Consider the following 17021-nt stretch of genomic DNA (forward strand, 5'->3'; position numbering starts at 1 on the left):
CGCGCGGCGCGCGTTTCTGCCTGATCACAGGCGCCTGCGCCATGGGCGCGGGCCTGACGATCATCGCCGCCGCGCAGGGTCTTTTTCTCTATGGGCTCGGCTGGCTGGCAGTCGGGCTGGGCGCGGCGCTCGGTCTCTCGGCCTCCGCCCACACCGCCGTGGTCGAGCGCGAAGGCCTCCGCGCCAAGGCGTCGATCTCGCTGATGATGATCGTCACCGGCCTGTCGGCGGCCGTGTTCTGGCCGCTTCTCAGCCTCGTCAATGCAAGCTTCGGCTGGCGCGCAGCGGTGCTGATGGGCACCGCCCTGCAGATCGGCCTCTGCGTTCCGCTCTATCTGCTCGCGCTCCCCGATGCGCCGCCACAGCCGCCCCAGGAAACGCAATCTCCCACATCGGCGCCTGCCGAGACCGCCAAAGCCGGACGCGCCACCTTCCTGCTGCTCGCCGCCGTCTCGACCTTGTTCACGCTAGTCACCTTCGGCCTGTCGCCGATCCTGATCGCGCTGTTGACCGCCAGCGGCGCGGCCCCGGCGCTCGCGCTCAGCCTCGCCTCGTTCCGCTCGGCGCTCGGCGTCACCGCCCGGCTCGGCGATCTCCTCCTGGGCAAGCTCAGCACGCCGCCGCGCGCCATGGCAGGCGCCTGCCTTCTCTTGCTCGTCGCCTTCGCTGCGCTCGCCTTCGGCGCGCCGTCGCTTACGGCCCTTATCCTGTTCATCGGCCTTTACGGCTTCGGCTCCGGCGTCGGCACGGTGGCCCGCACCGTCCTGCCGCTCAGCCACTTTTCGGCGGCGGATTTCGGGCTGATGTCCAGCCGCATCGCGCTGCCGCAAAACATCGCCACCGCCTTCGCCCCCGTCGCCATGACCGCCCTTCTTGATCGCGGCGGCCCCATGGCCGCATTGTCGGCGGCGGCGCTGCTCACGCTGGCCGCGCTCGCCTGCCTGTGGGGGCTTCAGAGAGGGAGGCGCTCATGACTCCGGGTCAAGCGCCGCGATCAGGTCACGCATCGGCAGGATCAGCGCCCGGTCGAGCCCCTAACCTTGCGAAAGCCCCATCTCAGGTAAAATGCTTCGGCGGCTTCGTCGAGCGCATGCACCAGCACCGCCCGCGCCCCGACATGATCGGCGGCGAGCGTCGCCACCGTCAGCGCATGAGCCAGCATGGCCCCGCCCAGTCCCTGGCCCTGGCATCGCTGATCGACGGCCAGACGGCCGAGCACGATTACCGGGATCAATCGCGGCGCGCCATGGCCGCCGATCGCCCTGTCCACACTCGCCCGCTCGATATCTCCGGCGGCCAGCGAACAATAAGCGACGACGCGCTCTCGCTCGTCGGCGATTACATAGGTGCGGGCAAAGCCTTCGCTCTCGCTGGCCAGCCCCAATTTTTGCAGATAGTCATCCAGCGACGGCTGCCCGCAGTGAAACTCGGCGACCTGATGGCGCGCTGACAGTTTCGCCGGGCGCCGATAGAGCGTCAATCGAGCCACTCCCGCGTCCGGCGCATCAGACGCTTGAGCCCATCGTTCACGCTTGCGGGTTCGGCCAGAAGCGCGTCGATCTCGTCGAACACCTCGTCCGATAGCGTCAGCCGCGTCCGCTCCATCAGCGCCTGTTCGGCCGCCGCCTGCGCAACTTCGGTCACGAAGGCGGTCATCGTCTTGCCCTTCAGCGCCGCCGCCTGCTGAATGGTCTTCAGCGCCGAAGCCTCCATGCGAAATGTCACCGTCTCGGTCTTGCGGATCGCGCCCATCGAAAAGCTCCTGCTCATCAGGGCAAAAGCCGAACACAACGTCATGACATTGTCAATACACTCACCGCGGCGCGCACCCCAATCTCGACCACGACAGCCCCGCTCCCCTCCTTCCGCCGTGCGGCGGATGTCCTGAGCGCCAGCCGCGCCAGCCCGCCGCCCTCGAGCGCCAGATCGGCGCCGTCGAGCGTCCGGGCTGCGCAGGCGGCGATCGCCTGCGCCTCGGCTCGCCCCGTCGCCCGCGACCAGGCTTCGAAACTCAGCAGATGCTCCTCGACGCCCTCCGCGAGCGGTTTCGCCTCGCTTTTTGACAGGAGCAGATAGGGCATGGCGCGCGCGCTGCGGCGATGGTCGAATACGCCGTCCGCGCCCACCAGCGCCATCAGTTCGGCGTCGGCGGTGAGCCTCGCGAAAACAGCCTTTTGCAGAGGGTTCAAAAACGCGCTCATATCTCTCCCTCCGTCACGCGGCAGACGAGAAAGCGGCCGGTCTCATCAGGATCATGCAGCGTGCGGATCACGAACACCCGCCCACCCTTGCGAAAGCGCATGCCGGGTTGGACCACGCCGCTCCAGCGGATCCAGATGCGATGGGTGATCGTCTGGCGCTCGACGCCGCCGGTTTCCGCGACCGTATCGGCCACCGGCTCGATCCTCGCCCAGAGGCTGGCCGCAACGGCGTGACTCCGCGTCACCCCGCCCTGCCCGTCCGGCGTCTCCACGGCTGACTCCAGGTCAAGCCGCACTGTCAATTGCCCGGCGTCGAAGAAGCGCGTCAGCATGTCAGAGCCTCATCATCCGATAGGGCGCGATCAACCGGTCGTAACCATCCGGCACGCCCGCCGGCTGCATCTCGGTGGAAACGACGGCGCGAAAGCCGTGCATCAGCGCCACATGCGTCAGCATCGCCCGCTTCAGCGTGTCGGGAATATCGGCGCCTGTGTCGCCGAAGCCGGCGGTAAAATCCACCTCGACGCCGTTCACCGCGCCCCGCGTCTCCGGCCGCCGCTTCAGCCACAGCCGCGCCGGCCGCGCCGCGCCGTCGAGCACATGCCCAGCGAGATCGACAAGCCCCTCGGCGCCGTCGGCGTCGAAGATCCTGACCGCATCCACCGCCGTCACCGGCCCCCGCGCAATCTCGATCAGCCCCGTCTCGGGCCAGCGATCGAGATAAAGCCGCATCGGCCGGCGGACGAGCGCAAGCCCGCTCACTTGTTCGAGATGCTCGCGCGCGGTCGCGATCAGGCTCGTGATCAGCCCGTCCTCGTCCGTGTGATCGATCTTCAGATGCGCCTTGGCCTGGGCGAGTGTCAGCGGCTCGGCGCCGGGCGGCGCGAGGTTGATGATGGTCATGGGAGGTCCTTGCAATGGAAAATCATGGGCGTGACGGCGCCAAACCCCGGCGCCGTCAATCTTGCGGGCCCTCAGCTCGCCGAAAACTTCACCAGCTTGATCGCCTCGAAATTCTGCACGCCGCCGCCGACCCGCTTGGTGGTGTAAAACAGCACATAGGGTTTGGCCGAATAGGGGTCGCGCAGCACCCGCACGCCGAGACGGTCGACGACCAGATAGCCGGCGCGGAAATCGCCGATGGCGATCGCCAGCGCATTGGCGGCGATGTCGGGCATATGCTCGGCCTCGGCCACCGGAAAACCCATCAGCGAGGCCGGCTCGCCCACCGCCGCCGGCGGACGCCAGAGATAGTTGCCGTCGGCGTCCTTGAATTTGCGGATCGCGGCTTGCGTGGTGCGGTTCATGAGATAGGTGGCGTTCTGGCGATGGCCGGCCTTCAGCGCATAGGCCGCGTCGATCAGCACGTCGGCCGGACCGGACGACGAGAAAGCGCCCGCCGCGCCGGTGGCGACATAGCCGAGATTGCCCCAGCTCCAGCCGGCATTGGCCACCGCCGTATAGGCGAGCACGCCCTTGGGCTTGGACACGCCGTTGCCGGTCACGAAGGCGGCGCTTTCCTGTTCGGCGAAAGCGATCTCCACCTCCGAAGCAATCCAGTTCTCGATGTCGACGGCGGCGTCGTCGAGCAGCGTTTGCGTCGCCGCAGGCATGGCGTAGAGCTCCATCGTCTCGAAGGAAAGCTCGGTCAGCGCTGCCGCCGCCGTCTCCGTCCGCGCCGCCGTCTCCGCCGCCCAGCCGGTGGTCATGCCCGAGGTCGAGAACGGCTTTTTCAGCACAGGAGTGGAGACCTGCCGCACTGTCGCCAGCGCCCTGATCGGCGAGACCACGGCCAGCCTGCGGCCGATCTCGCCATCGGTCTCCTCGGGCACGAGATAGCCGCCATCGGCATTCGATCCCGCCGACATCGCCTTCTGTTCGAGCGACCGCAGCCCCGCCTCGTCGCCGCGACGGATATAGGCTTCGAACGCGCTCTTATGCTCGCCGCGCTCGGCCCCGTCGCGCACCGCCCGAGAGACGCGGCCGCGCCTGTTTCAGCGTCAACTGGTCGAGCATGGATTTCTGCTCGTCGACCGCCTTGTTGATGCGCTCCACCTTGTCGCGGGTCACGACGTCGGCGCTCAGCTTGCGCTCGATCTCGTCGAGCCTGACGTCATTGGCCTCCTTGAAGGCGTCGAACGCATGCATGAAGCCGTCAAAGGCGTCCGCAATCGCATCCGGCGCCGCCTTGATCTCGGGGCTCATATGGGCGTGGGTCATTCCAGGTCCTTTCCATGAAAAAAGGGCCCCGAAGGACCCTTGGTGAAGATGAAATTTGAAAATGGGTCCGTGGGCGGGGTCGCACCCCTCTCCGCCGTCATCCTCGCCATTGCGCCGAGAATCTAATAAATCTAACAAAATCAATATTTTGAAGATGCCCTAAACAGGCCCGAGCATGACGGCGGCGGCTATTGTGGTCGGTCTATGGGCAACGCCTTCTACCCCATGCCGGGACGTTCGCCCCTCCAGAGAGCGGAGGGGTCACACCCCTCTCCGCCGTCATCCTCGGCCTTGTGCCGAGGATCTAAGCCATCGAACAAAATCAAGGCGTTCGCAGATGCTCGGGCCTGTCCCACTGCTGTCCGGTTTAGCCAAAGGGCAGCGGCAGGGCCAATTGTCGGGGATCAGAAGACGGTCGTTCCGGCGGTGATTTGAGCGTCGTTAGACTGCGCCTCTCCATGATGTTGAGGCGCACGAGTCGGGCGAAGGCGAGCGGTTGACGGACAGCCTGCTGCCGGGATTGCCCCAGGCGCAGCAGGATGTGGGCGATCAGGGCCACGAAGATTTGAATGCGCACGGCGTTCTCCGAGCGGCCGAGAAAGTGGCGGATTTTCAGGTTCTGCTTGATCCATTTGAAGAAGAGTTCGATCTGCCAACGCTGTTTGTAGAGGTCCGCGATCTCCTCGGCCGGCGCATCGAGATCGTTGGTCACGAGCCTCAGGATCTTGCCGGTGGACAGCTGGATGGTGACGACGCGCACCGGGTCCTGAAAAGGGTTTTTGCGGCAACTGGCCAAGCGCTCCGGCAGATGCCCGATGGCGTCGGCAATGATGCCCTCTCGATTGCGGCGGGGCTTGCGGAAGCGTGTTTCATTGTTGAGCCGAAGAGGGGTGTTGGCCTTCAATCGGGTGACGAAACGGGCGCCGCATTGATCGATCTTGGCCCACCAGCCGAAGTCATAGTAAGCGAGATCAAAGACATAGGTGACGCCGAACAGGATCGTCGCGTCCCTCGCCGGCAGGATGTCGTTGGTCTTCTGGCCGGTGATCGCAGCGTCCACGGGCGCATCGGCGAGCGGATCATAGGCGACATGCACCTTGATCGCCTGCTTGCCGCCGATCATGTCGGCCCAACCGCCGCAGAGCGAGGAGACCTTGATGCGGGTGGCGTCGATGAGGCGCACGCTGTCGCGCATATGACGGCGGGTGCGCCGGGAGGCGGTCTCGGCCATGCGGGAAAACAGCGCTGCGAAAAGAGCTGCAGGCCGCTTGGCATTGGCGTCGGCCAGGGTGGCGCGGGCAATCGTGCGTCCGCCGACATGGTAAAGCCGCGTCTTCTGGCTGGCCAGCCCCGCCTCGATCTCCCTCAGGCTGACCGCGCCCGCCAACTGGGCGAACAGCAGCGCCAGGAACTGGCTTTTGGTCGTCAGTTTGCGGACGCGCCGGTCGGCTTTATGTTCATCCACAAGTTAGTCGAAGAGTGCCCAGGGAATATGCTGTTGAAGCTGGTGAAAAACGCTATTCTCATGCCGCATGACATTGAGCTCCACTTGGTGTCCAGAACGCCGCGAAACGTCTGAAACCGCGTAGAATCAATGTCATGCGCCTTGTCCAGAAATTTAAACCGGACAGCAGTGGCCTTGTGCCGAGGATCTGAGCCATCGACAAAATCAAGACGTTGCAGATGCTCGGGACAGGCCCGAGCATGGCGGCGGCGGCAAATATGGTCTTTCCATGGGCCACGGCGTGCAAAGCCCCTCATCCCCTAACGGGACCTTCTCCCCGCGCATGCGGGGAGAAGGAGGACGGAGCGCCGACATTGCCCCGATCGCCCTTCGCCCCGCAGGCGCGGGGAGAAGGTGGCGGCAGCCGGATGAGGGGCCGTGCACGACGCTTCAACGCGACCCCAACCACCTAGCTCAGCGCCTCGATCCCCTTGCGCCGGATCAGATCGAGCAGCACCAGCGCCCTATCCGCAATCCCGGCGCGCCGAACGAATTTCGTCCTCCACCGGGTCATGGAGATGCGCATGCCGACATCCGCCGATCGGCAAACTCTAGTTCATTGTGCGACAGCTTCAAGCCGTCGCGTCGCCTCGCGTATCCGGCCCGCAAGCCCCAGCGCCTTCACCGCGCTCACCCGCGCGCCCGGCAGCATGGGAAAAGTGACGATCGAAATCTCCCAGAGATCCGCCTCAAGGATCCGCCGCACGCCGCTTTTCGGATCCGCTCTGGCCCGCACCGTCTCGAAGCCGATCGACAACCCGTCGAGCGCTTTAGTGCGCATCAATTCGCGCACCTCCCGCGCCCGCGCCACGCCGTCGGACAGCAGCCCCTCGACATAGAGCCCGCGCCCATCCTCGCGGATCGTCCGCCACACGCCGATCGGCTCGGCCGGATCATGCTGATAGAGCATCCTGACGCCTTCAGCCCCGCGCCGCGCCAGCGATTTCAGAAAGGCCCCGCGCTCGACGCTGTCGCGGCCGAGATCGGTCTCGCCGAACAGGCTGGCGTAACCGGAAAAGGCGCCGCTGGCGTCCAGCATCTTCAGTTCGGGCAAGGTTAAGCGTCGCCCGGCGCGTCCGCCGATCGCGGTTCTGATCATGATAAAACTCCTGGGTTTTGAGCTGGGCGCGCCGAATTGACAGCCCCTGAAGCCTATGGTGGACTATCGACATGAAGGCGGCTTTTGGTCATCCGACAACGGAGACAGCGCGCCGGGGTTCACATTAAAAGCTGCTCGACGATTTCGCCGAGGCGGTGTCGAACCTGAGGGGAGAGCCGATTTGACCAAGGTCGATGTCCATGTCGCCGAGCCCTTCTCCGCATCCCGGCGTCGCATTCTCGATGCGCTGGCGCAGTCGGACGCCGGCGAGACCGTCGACGAATTCCACATCGTGTTTCCCGACTGGACGACGCTCGCCTCGGTCATGACGCCGAGCCGTCTCACGCTGTTGCGCCATCTCCATGCGCATCCCGGGTCCAGCGTCGCGGATCTGGCGCGCGGCCTCAAGCGCGACGACACGCGGGTGCAGGAAGACGTCGAGGCGCTGACGGCCGCCGGACTGATCGATCGAGACGATTTCGGCCTCAGCGCCGCCTATAGCGAAATCCGCGCGTCGATTGCGCTGTAAGGATCCGGCTCGGTCAGGAAGGTTCACCCCTTCCCCGCCCCCACCGTTTCGCCAGCCGCTCGATCAACCCCAGCCCCCACCAGGCGCTCACGCTCACGCCTGCGGCCCCCGTCAGCATCACCTCGGATGGCGAAAGCGACCCGGCCACGCCCATGCGCTGGGCCAGCCACACGCCGGCCGGGCCGCCGAAGACGACGCCGGCGATCAGGCCGGTGGCGAACCGGGCGGCGGCCTCGCGGGTTCCGCGCGGCAGCATATAGACGAGCGACAGCGCCGCTCCCGCCGAGGCGCCGGCGGCGCGCTCCATCCAGAAGCCGGGGTCCTGGGTCAGGTCAGCCATCGTTAACAGTTTCACGGTAAGGTCCATCCAGTTGTTCAGGCAGGTCATCGGCGTCTCCTCCCGTTCCCGAGGCGGCGCCGCGACGTCGAAAAAGCGAGTCTCCTGAATCGCTTGGCCGAACGCGCTGAGACGGCGGTTTCACACCGCGCGCGCCCGCCAGAGCCGGGCCTTCACGCGCCTCATGAACCGCCTGCCGGAGCGTGTCTGGCATCCTCTGGAACATCATGATTTCATTGTCGTCTTGATCCGCCGCGCCTTTCTCGCCGCCGGTTTCGGCCCCGCTGAGGGCTCTATCATTTTGAGTCAATCGCTCTGGACAAGTCCCTCAAAACGCTTAGCTTTAGGCTTGAAGCATCAAGGAGCCGCCCATGTCCGATTTCCCCGTGATCGATCTCGCCGCCTTCGAGGCCGCCGATCCTGATAAAAAGCGGCAGATGGGGCGGGAGGTAGACCGCATCTGCCGCGCGTCCGGCTTCCTCGCGGTCGTCAACCACGGGATTTCGGACGAAACCATTTCGAATGCGTGGGCGCCGCCCGCGCCTTTTTCGATCTGCCCTATGAGCTCAAGGATCAGGCGCGCGCCCCCTATCCGGGCTATCCCTACGGCTATCTCGGCCCGGGCGCCGAGGCGCTCGCCCGCTCCAAGGGCGTGGAAAGCCCGCCCGATCTCAAGGAAAGTTTCAATGGCGGCCCGCTCTCGGCGCCCGAAGGGCTCACCGATGAAGAGGCGCTGAATTTCTGCTATGCGCCGACCATCTGGCCGCGCGATCCACAGGGTTTCCGGGGCGATTGGGAGGCCTATTACAGCGCCGTCACCGATCTCGCCGCACGCATCATGCGCGTCTTCGCCGTGGCGCTCGATCTCGATGAAGCCTATTTCGAACCCTTCATCGCCAATCCCATCTCGGCGCTGAGGGCGCTGAATTACCCCGAACTCACCGCCCCGCCGCCCGAGGGCCAGTTGCGCGCCGGCGCGCATACCGATTACGGCAGCCTGACCATCCTTCTGCCGCAGCCCGGCTCGCGGGGGCTGGAAATCCTGACGCCGGAAGGCGCATGGCGCGAAGTGCCCCCGTCGACGGCGCCTTCGTCATCAATATCGGCGATCTCATGGCCCGCTGGACAAACGACCGCTGGGTCTCCACGCTGCACCGCGTCGTCAACGTCCCCCGACCAAGGCGGCCTCGACCGCCGCCAATCGCTCGCCTTCTTCCACCAGCCCGACTGGTTCGCCGCCATCGAAACCCTGCCCTCCTGCCTGGCGGAGGGCGAGACGCCGAAATACGAGCCGGTGCTGTCGGGGCCGTATTTGATGGGGAAGTTTAGGAAGACGGTGGTGTGATGGCGGGTATTTGGGCGTGGTAGGGCGGGGGATCCGATAGTGGGTTGGCGCCAGAATCGGACCTATTACGTTCACTGAGTGGCGATTGGTGTTCGCTGCGAATTAACTACCAATGATCTGCTTATTCAATATCACATCCACAAGCGCAGGGCTTAATATGTCAAGCATCGAAAGACTGGCGATGGAACCCAATCGTTTTGACTGCTCAAACTCAATAGCTAAACTAATACAGCTTGTGGAAGATCACTTTTTGCAGTGACAACCCCCACATGTCCGCAGTATTGCTTTGATATGGCGGGCCAACGCGCCTCAGCGCATGTGGATGAGCATGATTGAAATCGCGGACCATTACTTCTTCGACAGCTCTGCGCTGCTCGACCGACTTAGCAACGGCGTTAGGGTCTCTACCAAAGAGGTCGTGTTCGTGGTCGGCGCACCTTTGACCGCTCCCTACGGTGGAAATCCAGGTGTTGACGACGTCAACGCGGTCATACAGCTAATCCGTGACGAATTCTCGGCGGAAAGCGAAAACCTGCGCAGGCTTGACGCAGATATTCACGCCAGCGACAACCGCTATCAGGCGGCCTTCCGCTTCCTGCAAGGACGGCGTGGTCAGGACACGGCGAACGAGGTGATCAGGAAAGCGGTGTTGAACGCCCACAACGGGTTGCGGAGCGAAAGAAATGACGTGGCTCGTTGGCCGGACGCCCAACTTGCACCTCTTGAAGAAAGCATCGGGGAATGGGACCTCAGCCCGGGCGTTGCAGCGCTTGGCGAATTGCTCGCGATTAAGGACACTCCGTTTGGCAAACTGGCGATTACGTCAAATTTCGATCCGCTGGTAGAAATTGCAACGAGGGCGGCGGGTGGAAAAAGTTGGAGAACGTCTCTACATGTCGACGGCGATTTCAGCCTGAGCCAAGCCCCCGGTTGCCAAGTCTTGCATATCCATGGCCATTGGCAAGGTACCGATACGCTTCACACAGGAAACCAGTTGCTCCAGACACGCCCGTTCCTGAAGAATGCTCTCTTGCGATACATGCAGGACAAGCTCGTAGTCGTCATTGCCTACGGAGGGTGGCAGGATATTTTCACAGGTGCGCTTCAAAGCTTGGTCAGCGATCCTTCTACTTATCCGGAGGTGCTTTGGGCTTTCTACGAACAGGCCCCCGAACTCAACAGCTACTTGAGGTCCGTACTGACTCCAGGTCTAGATCGCAATCGCGTGACCCTCTACGGAGGGGTGGACTGTCATGCATTTTTTCCGGAACTGCTGAACAGATGGAAAACCTCGCCGACTGCACCCGAGCGGTTGCCCTTCTCGGCTCGGCCTTCGGCCGCTCCCGAAACGCCAATCCGCCTCAGGTCCTCGGAAAGCGACCGTCCACCCAACATTGAGGTCTGGGTCGGTCGCGAAGCGGAGGTAAGAGCACTGGAGGCATCGTCTGCCAAGGTCGTCATCGTTTCGGGTATCGGTGGACAGGGCAAATCCACACTTGCCGCACACTATCTGCGTCTCGTCTCTGAGGGCGGCACTCAGTACACTCATTGGGACTGGCGAGACTGTAAGGAGGAAGGCGACCGAATCCGAACCCAGCTGTTAGCCGCGATTGAGAGAATTTCCTTGAACAGTCTTTCAGCCGAAACCTTGGGGGCGGCGTCAGACGCGGACATAGTCGAAGCGTTCATCAGCGTCGCCGAAGACACCGCGTGCGTATTCGTGTTCGACAATGTGGACAGCTATGTGGACCTCGTCAACGAAGTATTTATTGGCATCCTCGACAAGCTCGTAAGGAAATTCTCGCGTTCCGCGACCAAGAGTCGGATTATCATCACATGCCGCCCGCGCGCGGCTTACGACATCGTATCCATTATTACCATCCCGCTCACCGGCCTTACTTTGAAGGAAACCGTCGAGCTTTTCGACCAACGAACGGGAAGAGGAAAGACAAACTCTGCCCAGATTGAAACCGCGCATTCCATGACCGAAGGACACGCGTTTTGGCTTGACATGATGGCAGTGCAGGTCGGTCGAGCCCCGGGTGTGACTCTCAAAAGTATATTGGAAGACACACGTAGGGGACGGGAAGGCCCCACAAATCTTCTAGCTTCGATTTGGAAGACCCTACCTGAACGCGAAAAGGTCGTGCTTCGTGCAATGGCAGAAACAATGCGACCGGAAGATGAAGATCTCATCGCCGACGTCGTGTCCGGGAAGCTTAATTTCAAGAACTTTAAGAAGGCGCTGAAGTCACTCGTCAACCTCAACCTCGTGCTGGTGAAGCCGGAGAGGAACTCGCCCGATCTGTTTGACCTTCATCCCTTAGTGCGCCAGTTTGTCCGTCTGACTTTCGACCGCCGCGATCGGTTAGGATTCATCAAAATCGTCCTTGTCCAATACGGCAACATAATAAAGGGCATCGGGTCCGCGCTTGGCGTCCATCTTCCCCTATCGCTCCTTGAAAGATGGTCGCAGAAGGCGGAACTCGAAATTGAAGCAGGTATGCTAGTTGACGCTTTGGAGACCCTCGCCTCGGCATATGACGCTCTGATCGGTGGTGGACACACAGAGGAGTTTGTCCGGGTGGCGCGAAAACTGTTTCAGACAAACAACTGGGCCGACCTCCGCGAGCTTCCAAAATTTGACGGCGTCTGCGCTGCCATGATCTCAGGCCTAAGCGATCTGGAGGAATTTTCTGACGTAGATGACATGCTGCAAAAGTACGAGCAGACCATCAGCATCAAAACGGCGCGGTACATTAAATTCTGTGACATCAAATCACACTATCTTTGGCAACGCAAGAAATTCGACGAAGCAATAGAGTGGGCAACCAAAGGCGACGACCTCAAGAAGTCGTCGCACGTTGACACCCTTTATGACTGCGAGCACAATCTAGCTTTAGCACGCAGAGACGGAGGTGATCCAGGGAAAGCGCTAGAATACTTCACCCGTAATTCGTCACTTGAAGTAATGCTTGATCCAGACGATACGTCGATCGAAAGCGCTTCATTGCTCGGCAACACAGGTCGTTGTCTGCAACTCATGGGCCGCTTGGATGAGGCTCTGACATGCCTGAAGAAATCTGCACGCATCCTTGAGACAGACGGGAGTGCGCATCGCCTTGGTAATCAGGCTTTCGCTCGCCAATGGATCGGGGAAGTGTTCCGGACGAAGGGCGACCGGGACACCGCTTTTTTATTTTTCTGTGATGCCGAGCAACTTGTTATTAAGGCATTCCCAGGTCGGGCGAGGGAGCTGCGTTCCGCTATCGAAATCCTCTTCCAGGGCGAACCATTGCCCTCCATATCTCCAGCCGACACTCAAAGGCGAGTCAGCCGGTGGATACAGGGACGCAACAATTGGAACGGGCACGCCATAGCATAATGCCAGACAACCCAAGATCGCAGGATAATTAAATGAGCCTACGCACTCGAGGCGCTGCGAGATTTCAAGCCAAAACATTTGGAGTTCGATGGCTTTTTAACAGTGACTCCCGAGCATCAGAGTAATTTCAAAGCAACGACAACTCAGTCATTCAGCGCCGTGAACGTCCGCAACATGGGACACTCTACGACTCGTCGCCTACAGCCCCCCTCAATACCCCACCGCCTCCCGCTTCTCCGCATCCGTCAAGAACCCCGCCGCCCCCACTCTCGCCCACAGCGCATCCCGCTCGGCTGAGAGCCCCGAGGCCTGGTCGAGATCGTGGCTCAGCCTGATCTCCTCGCCAAAAATCTCCGAGAGAAACCCCGAGAAGGCCGAGGCCGTGCGGGCGGCGAGCGGCAGCACGGTCAGCCGCCAGAAGGCGCGGTTGGCTTCGGCGTAATTGGCGTAGGTGTTGTCGCCGGGCAGGCCGAGCAGCAGCGGCGGCACGCCGAGCGCGAGCGCGATGTCGCGGGCCGCGCCGTTCTTGGCCTCGAAGAAATCCATCTCGCGCGGCGTCAGCGCCATGGATTTCCAGTCGAGCCCGCCTTCGAGCAGCATCGGCCGCCCCGCCCGCGCCGGGCCCGAATAGCCCTCGGCGAGCTCCGCCTTCAGCCGCTCATATTGGTCGGGGCTCAGATTGCCGCCCTCGCGCGGCTGATAGACCAGCGCGCCCGAGGGCCGGGCGGAATTCTCGATCAGCGCCGCGTTCCATTCGCCGGCGCGGTTAGAGAGGTCGAGCGCCGTCAGCGCCGCCGACAGCGGCGCAAAGCCCAGGTGATCGTCGAGCGGATGAAAGAGTTTGAGATGCAGCAGCCGCCCCTCGCCGAGAGCCGGATAGCGCCGGCCGCGGCCGCCGGCGGTGTAGTCATAGGCCTCGGCCCAGCCATCGGCGCCCTCGATCACCCTGATGCGATCGGGCCTCAGCAGATGCAGTTCGGCCAGCCGCGTCCCGGCCTTCACCGGCAGCGCATAGCCGTTGCCGGAGATCAGCAGATGGCCAAACAGCGCCTCGAAAAACTCCGCCCCCGACTGGCGCGGATTGGGCGCGGCGATGAGCGCGAGCGCCGGATGCGCCGCCGCCTCGCGCCCTCCCACATGGCAGAGCCAGGCGAGCGAGGCGGCGGCCTCGGCGATCAGCCGCACGCCGCGATGGGCGATCGGGTTCTTCATGAAACCCTCGCGGGCGAGCGCGGCGTAGGATTTCTCCCGCCACACCACCCGCCCCTCGCCGGCGAAGGCGATCAGGCTTTCGAGCCCCTTGCGCTCGGCCGGCGCGGTGTCCTCCCGGCGTCGCCGCCAGGGCAAGAAAGATGTATTTTTCATCGTCGGATTTACCTTATGTTCAACGCGTCGTGGCAGCTTCGGCACAGGGAAAGGAGGTCCACCGGCCATGGCTAATTTCATCCACGCGCGTCAGGGGCTCAACAAGGGCGACATCGTCGTCGTCCAGTGTTCGCATCAATGCAATGTCTTCCTGATGGACGATCAGAATTTCGAGGCCTACAAGAAAAGGGCCAAATTCACCTTCTTCGGCGGCCACGCCAAGCTGTTCCCGGTCAAGCTGCCGGCGCCCGCCTCGGGCCATTGGAACGTGGTGATCGATCTCGGCGGCAGGCAGGCCGAAATCAGCCACCAGATCAGTTATATCCGCCAGCCGCAGCCGCAGCGCGCCGCCGCCCAGGCGTGAGGCGCCGCGCTCTTCAGGTATGCAGCCGCAGTTTTCCGGTCACGGGATCGCGCTCCATTCCGGGGTTGTGGGTCACGGCCGGCCAGAGCTCGGCATAGCCGTCCGGCGTCGAAAACAGCGCGTTGCACATCACCTCGGCGGTATAGGCCATGCCCGGCGCGAGAAATTGCGGCGGGCGTCCATCGTAATAGAGCAGGAAGCAGAGATAGCCCTTGCCCGCCATATAGGCGAGCATCTCGTCGAGCCCGCCGCCCAGCTGCGCGAGGCCTTTCTGGTGCATCTCGGCGACGATGAAGCGGATCGCCTTGCGGTCGAGCAGGTCGCCCGCGCCCCTGAGGATCAGCTGCTCGGCGCCTTCGGTGTCGATCTTGACCAGCCGCGCGCCGTCGAGCCCGCGCTCGGCCAGCACCGCGTCCAGCGTCGTGGTCCGCATCGTTCTCGCCCCGCCGCTCATGCCGGCGTCGCCGTTGAACTTCACCGGGTCCCACAGCGCGTTGCCGCCCGAACTCTTGGCGTTGAAGAAGAATTCCGCGTCGCGCTCCGCCTCCGCCAGCGGCCGGTCGACAATGTCGATGACCTCCAGCCCGTTCAGCCGGCATTGCAGCCTTATGCGGTCGATATTCTTGGGGTCGGGCTCGGCCGAGATCACTCGTCCCCCGGGGCCGACGAGCAGGCCGCCGAGCACCGAGAAATACCCGACATTGGCGCCGATATCGACCAACACGTCCCCCGGCCTCAGCGCCAGGCGAAACAGATTGGTCACGTCGGGCTCATAGGCCCCGCCGGCGCGCAGAAACTGCAGGATGTGGTTCTCGTTGACGTTCTGATCGTCGTGGCGGAAATGCATCTCGGTCAGCGGACGCTCCATGCCCCTGATGCGAAACTTGTAGTCGGTCTCCATGCGCTCACCCCGGCGAATCCTTTGCCGGAGAAAACCATGCGGAGCCTGCCCGGAGCCGTCGCAGGCCGCCCCGTCGGATCGGGAAGATCGGGAGCCGAGCCGGCCCGGCTCCCCGCGCGCGTCGTCAGCCGGCCATCATGCGTCCGGTCCCGGTCCGGTCGAGACGCTGCGCGATGGCCTTGCGGGCGTTGTCCATTCCGCCCTGGCGCGCATCCGGCCCCATCGCCAGCCCGTCGGCATGGATCACGACGATATCGATGATGCCGATGAAGGCCAGCAGGTTGCGCAGATGCGGCTCCTGCGAATCCATCGACGCGGCCGGGCCGTCCCGGTAAACGCCGCCCTGCGCCAGGATCACGACGGCGCGTTTTCCCGTCATCAGGCCCCTGGGCCCCGCTTCCCCATAGCTGAAGGTCACCCCCGCCCGCAGCACATGGTCGAACCACGCCTTGAGCGTCGAGGGCATGCCGAAATTATACATCGGCGCGCCGATCACGATCGTGTCGGCGGCGACGAGTTCAGCCACGAGCTGGTCCGACAGCGCCAGCGCCGCGGCTTGTCCGGCCGTCGCCGGCGGCTGTCCGCGCAGGGCGGCGGCGCCGTCGCCGTCGAGATGCGCCACCGGGTCGCGGGCGAGATCGCGCGTCACGATGCGCGGCGCGTCGCCGGCGCGTCCGAGGGCTTCGAGGGCGAAATCGACCAGTTCGTTCGACGCGGACGCTGATCCGAGGATGCTGTTCTTGAGAACGAGAATATTCGTCATTGCCGTATTCCTATGCGTTGAATGCCGGGCTAAGGAATAGTGATGCTTTGGCGGCGCCAGTAGCCGCCGTCTGGGCACAACACTGTTGCTTCCAGAGGAACGCGATGATCGAAATCGAGGATATGCGGGCTTTTGTCGAAGTCGCGGGCGGCGGCGGCTTCACGCGGGCGGCGGCCAGGCTCGGCGTCGCCAAGTCGGTGGTGAGCAGGCGCATCGCCAAGATGGAGCGCGACCTCGGCGTTCAACTTCTGTCGCGCAGCACGCGCGGCGTCACCCTCACCGAAGCCGGCGCCGAGTTCCGGCAGCGCAGCGAGCTGATCATCGGCGCCTTCGACGAGGCCCGCGACGCCGCCGCCGCGCATCGGGGCCAGGTCGCCGGCAAATTGCGGCTCGCGGCGCCCACCGCCTTCGCCCGCCTGCTGGCGCCGACGCTGGTGCAGATGGGACAGACCCACCCCAGGCTCGAAATCGACGTCTCCTTCACCGACAGGGTGGTGGATATGATCGCCGAGCGCTTCGATGTCGCGATCCGGATCGGCGCCCTGCCGGATTCCAGCCTGATGGCCCGGCGCATCGCGCCGATACGCTCGGTCGTCGCCGCCAGCCCGGATTATTTGGAGAAGATGGGCCGGCCGGAAACCCCGGCCGATCTGGCCCGTCATTCCTGCCTGCTCTACGCCATGTCTCCGGTCGGCGGCTGGAGCTTCCGGATCGGCGGGCGCTGGACGCAGATCCAGGTCGCCGGCCGCTTCCGGTCCGACAATGGCGAGACCATCGTCGATTGGGCCGTGGCCGGGCTCGGCGTCTGCAATTCGCCGTCCTTCCTGGTCGAGGACCAGATCGCCGACGGCAGGCTCGAACAGTTGTTCACCGACTACCCGACGCCGGAATTCGGCATTTACGTCGTCAGGCCGCCGGGCGGCGAAGCGACCGCGCGCGTGAAGCTGCTGACGGATTCGCTGGCCGAACGGCTCAGCCGCTGCCCCGGTCGCTGACATCCCCGGCTGC

At 63.7% G+C, this 17021-nt stretch carries 17 protein-coding genes and 3 pseudogenes; 8 read left to right on the plus strand and 12 right to left on the minus strand.

Annotated features, from left to right (window positions below; genetic code table 11):
* The first annotated feature begins 41 nt into the window (after positions 1–41).
* Positions 42–974 (plus strand): MFS transporter, encoded by a 933-nt coding sequence (locus tag H2O14_RS05515; protein WP_182826841.1) that lies wholly within the window; start codon positions 42–44, stop codon positions 972–974.
* A 41-nt stretch (positions 975–1015) separates the two neighbouring features.
* Here the strand turns inward: H2O14_RS05515 and H2O14_RS05520 are convergent, their stop codons facing one another.
* The 8 genes and pseudogenes from H2O14_RS05520 to H2O14_RS05555 form a co-directional block, all read right to left on the minus strand.
* Positions 1016–1489, minus strand: a complete 474-nt coding sequence (locus H2O14_RS05520; RefSeq protein WP_182826842.1) for a GNAT family N-acetyltransferase — start codon at positions 1487–1489, stop codon at positions 1016–1018.
* Entirely contained in the window at positions 1477–1752 is a 276-nt protein-coding gene (locus tag H2O14_RS05525; protein WP_182826843.1) for a DUF1778 domain-containing protein, read from the minus strand. Before H2O14_RS05525 ends, H2O14_RS05520 begins: the two co-directional genes overlap by 13 nt.
* Positions 1753–1793: 41 nt before the next feature.
* A complete protein-coding gene (locus tag H2O14_RS05530) occupies positions 1794–2201 on the minus strand; it encodes a DUF3168 domain-containing protein (RefSeq protein WP_182826844.1) in 408 nt (135 codons plus the stop codon).
* A complete protein-coding gene (locus H2O14_RS05535; RefSeq protein WP_182826845.1) occupies positions 2198–2533 on the minus strand; it encodes a phage head closure protein in 336 nt (111 codons plus the stop codon). Before H2O14_RS05535 ends, H2O14_RS05530 begins: the two co-directional genes overlap by 4 nt.
* A 1-nt stretch (position 2534) precedes the next feature.
* On the minus strand, positions 2535–3104 hold the full coding sequence (locus H2O14_RS05540) for a head-tail connector protein (RefSeq protein ID WP_182826846.1): 570 nt from the start codon (positions 3102–3104) through the stop codon (positions 2535–2537).
* A 71-nt stretch (positions 3105–3175) separates the two neighbouring features.
* Positions 3176–4421: pseudogene (locus H2O14_RS05545) on the minus strand (phage major capsid protein).
* Between the two features lie 367 nt (positions 4422–4788).
* Positions 4789–5955, minus strand: a pseudogene (locus H2O14_RS05550) (IS4 family transposase).
* A 526-nt stretch (positions 5956–6481) separates the two neighbouring features.
* Complete coding sequence (locus H2O14_RS05555; protein WP_409526940.1) at positions 6482–6964, minus strand: HK97 family phage prohead protease; 483 nt, start codon at positions 6962–6964, stop codon at positions 6482–6484.
* A 241-nt stretch (positions 6965–7205) separates the two neighbouring features.
* On the opposite strand from H2O14_RS05555, the gene H2O14_RS05560 reads away from it, so the two are divergent.
* The gene (locus tag H2O14_RS05560; protein WP_182826849.1) at positions 7206–7553 is read left to right on the plus strand and encodes a MarR family transcriptional regulator; all 348 of its coding nucleotides are present in this window, start codon (positions 7206–7208) and stop codon (positions 7551–7553) included.
* 13 nt (positions 7554–7566) lie between these two features.
* Here H2O14_RS05560 and H2O14_RS05565 read toward each other — a convergent pair whose 3' ends face one another.
* Positions 7567–7893 carry a DUF6107 family protein gene (locus tag H2O14_RS05565; protein ID WP_182826850.1) on the minus strand — a complete coding sequence of 109 codons (327 nt, stop codon included), beginning with the start codon at positions 7891–7893 and terminating at the stop codon, positions 7567–7569.
* 434 nt (positions 7894–8327) lie between these two features.
* Here H2O14_RS05565 and H2O14_RS28770 point away from each other — a divergent pair, with 434 nt between their 5' ends.
* The 4 genes and pseudogenes from H2O14_RS28770 (at position 8328) to H2O14_RS05575 (ending at position 12620) form a co-directional block, all read left to right on the plus strand.
* Positions 8328–8627 (plus strand): hypothetical protein, encoded by a 300-nt coding sequence (locus tag H2O14_RS28770; protein ID WP_409526941.1) that lies wholly within the window; start codon positions 8328–8330, stop codon positions 8625–8627.
* A gap of 101 nt (positions 8628–8728) precedes the next feature.
* A pseudogene (locus H2O14_RS29265) lies at positions 8729–9055 on the plus strand (2OG-Fe(II) oxygenase family protein); the annotation flags it as partial.
* Positions 8950–9219, plus strand: a complete 270-nt coding sequence (locus H2O14_RS28385) for a 2OG-Fe(II) oxygenase family protein (RefSeq protein ID WP_281410012.1) — start codon at positions 8950–8952, stop codon at positions 9217–9219. The pseudogene H2O14_RS29265 and the gene H2O14_RS28385, both read left to right, overlap by 106 nt.
* A gap of 338 nt (positions 9220–9557) precedes the next feature.
* The gene (locus tag H2O14_RS05575; RefSeq protein ID WP_182826851.1) at positions 9558–12620 is read left to right on the plus strand and encodes an SIR2 family protein; all 3063 of its coding nucleotides are present in this window, start codon (positions 9558–9560) and stop codon (positions 12618–12620) included.
* 210 nt (positions 12621–12830) lie between these two features.
* On the opposite strand, the gene H2O14_RS05580 is transcribed toward H2O14_RS05575, so the two are convergent.
* Positions 12831–13985: a phage portal protein gene (locus H2O14_RS05580; protein WP_182826852.1), complete on the minus strand. Its 1155-nt coding sequence runs from the start codon at positions 13983–13985 to the stop codon at positions 12831–12833.
* A 67-nt stretch (positions 13986–14052) separates the two neighbouring features.
* Between H2O14_RS05580 and H2O14_RS05585 the strand changes: the two genes are divergently transcribed.
* The gene (locus H2O14_RS05585; protein WP_182826853.1) at positions 14053–14349 is read left to right on the plus strand and encodes a DUF1883 domain-containing protein; all 297 of its coding nucleotides are present in this window, start codon (positions 14053–14055) and stop codon (positions 14347–14349) included.
* Between the two features lie 13 nt (positions 14350–14362).
* On the opposite strand, the gene H2O14_RS05590 is transcribed toward H2O14_RS05585, so the two are convergent.
* On the minus strand, positions 14363–15250 hold the full coding sequence (locus H2O14_RS05590; protein ID WP_182826854.1) for an FkbM family methyltransferase: 888 nt from the start codon (positions 15248–15250) through the stop codon (positions 14363–14365).
* Between the two features lie 124 nt (positions 15251–15374).
* A complete protein-coding gene (locus H2O14_RS05595; protein ID WP_182826855.1) occupies positions 15375–16013 on the minus strand; it encodes an FMN-dependent NADH-azoreductase in 639 nt (212 codons plus the stop codon).
* Between the two features lie 104 nt (positions 16014–16117).
* Between H2O14_RS05595 and H2O14_RS05600 the strand changes: the two genes are divergently transcribed.
* Positions 16118–17008: a LysR family transcriptional regulator gene (locus tag H2O14_RS05600; RefSeq protein ID WP_182826856.1), complete on the plus strand. Its 891-nt coding sequence runs from the start codon at positions 16118–16120 to the stop codon at positions 17006–17008.
* Positions 17009–17021: the final 13 nt, after the last annotated feature.

It is taken from the genome of Rhizobium sp. G21, assembly GCF_014158035.1.
Lineage (GTDB): Bacteria > Pseudomonadota > Alphaproteobacteria > Rhizobiales > Rhizobiaceae > Rhizobium_E.